The sequence below is a fragment of the Curtobacterium sp. MCBA15_013 genome (genome assembly GCF_001865095.1).
GTDB lineage: Bacteria > Actinomycetota > Actinomycetes > Actinomycetales > Microbacteriaceae > Curtobacterium.
The window spans coordinates 3,118-4,550 of sequence record NZ_MJGQ01000030.1 but is presented as its reverse complement, the minus strand read 5'-3'; the positions used below and the strand labels follow the sequence as shown (position 1 = coordinate 4,550).

2 protein-coding genes are annotated in these 1,433 nt (G+C 75.8%); both read left to right on the top strand.

The genetic code is table 11. The annotated features are described in order from the left end of the window. Positions 1–65 precede the first annotated feature (65 nt). Positions 66–881 (top strand): glycosyltransferase family 2 protein, encoded by an 816-nt coding sequence (locus BIV01_RS12825; RefSeq protein ID WP_071303088.1) that lies wholly within the window; start codon positions 66–68, stop codon positions 879–881. Beyond that, positions 878–1,433 (top strand): endonuclease/exonuclease/phosphatase family protein (locus BIV01_RS19835; RefSeq protein WP_175473720.1); only part of this gene is annotated, 556 nt, incomplete at its 3' end. The genes BIV01_RS12825 and BIV01_RS19835, both read left to right, overlap by 4 nt.

Below are 1,433 nucleotides of genomic sequence, written 5' to 3'. Positions count from 1 at the left end.
CAGGAGGCGCGGCGCCGGCCCGCAGCGCTGGGCGCGGTCGGAGCACGGCTTGGTTGGGTGGTCGCATGCGCCGCCCCGACACCGTCACCGTCGTCGTGCCGGTCCTCGACGACGCGGACCAGCTCCGCCGGTGCCTCGCGGCGTTGGCTCGCCAGACGCGGCTGCCCGACGAGGTGGTCGTCGTCGACAACGGCAGCTCGGACGACAGCGCGGCCGTCGCTTCCCAGGCCGGTGCCCGCGTGCTGCACGAACCCGTCCGGGCGATCGCCGCGGCGGCGTCCCGGGGCTACGACGCGGCGACGGGCACCCTGATCGCCCGGCTGGACTCGGACTCCTGCCCGGGTCCGGACTGGCTCGAGCGGGCGCTCCGGCACTTCGACGACGACCGCGTCGTGGCGGTGACCGGGCCGGGCGAGTTCCGCGGGCTCGGTCGTCTGGAGCGGGCGTTCTGGCACGTGGCGTACATGCGCGCCTACTTCGCCCTGATGACGGCGGCGCTGTGGCGGCCGCCGTTGTTCGGTTCGAACCTGGTCATCCGACGCCGCGCCTGGGAGGCCGTCCGATCCCGCGTGCACCGGTACGACGCCGACGTCCACGACGACGTCGACCTGTCCGTGCAGCTCGATCCCGCGTGGCCGGTGGTGCTCGACCGTTCCCTCGTGATGTCCGTGTCGGGCGAGCCCGTCCGCGACCTGCCCGGCCTCGTCGTGCGCACGCGGAAGGCGCTCCGGACACTGGCGCTCGGCGGGTTCCGGATCCTGCCGGTCGTCCGGGCCGTGCGGCGGTGCTGGGCGACGCCCCGTGCCGTGCCCGGTGCGGCGGTCGAGCGCATCCCCGGGCCGGACGTCGTGGAGCCGCTCGAGGAGGTGCCGGCGTCGTGAGCGACTCCCCGCTCGTCGGGCCGCGGTCCGCCCCGGACCTGCACGTCCTGTCCCTCAACGTCCGCCGACGCGTCCCGCACCGTCGGACCGACCACCCCGACGCCTGGACGCACCGCCGCGATGCCGTGCTCGAGCTGCTCGGGTCCGAGTCCCCGCACCTCGCCGCCCTGCAGGAGGTCCTGCCCGACCAGGAGCGCTGGCTCACGGATCGGTTGCAGCCCCGGTGGACCGCGGTGCTCCGCGGTCGCGGGAGCCGTGGCGACGGGGAGCGCGTCGGGATGCTCGTCGACACCGACCGTCTGCGGATCACCGGCGAGCACGTCCGGGCGCTGTCCCGCCGGCCGGAGCGGATCGGGAGCCGGTCGTGGGGCACCCTGTTCCCCCGGATCGCCGTCGGCCTCCGGCTCGAGGACCGCGTCACCGGCACGCGCTTCCTCGCCGTGTCCGTGCACCTCGACGTCGCATCGCCCCTGGCACGCCGGCGGTCGGCGGAGCTCCTCGTCCGGTGGGCGGACGAGGCCGGGCTCCCGGTCGTCGTGCTCGGCGACGCGA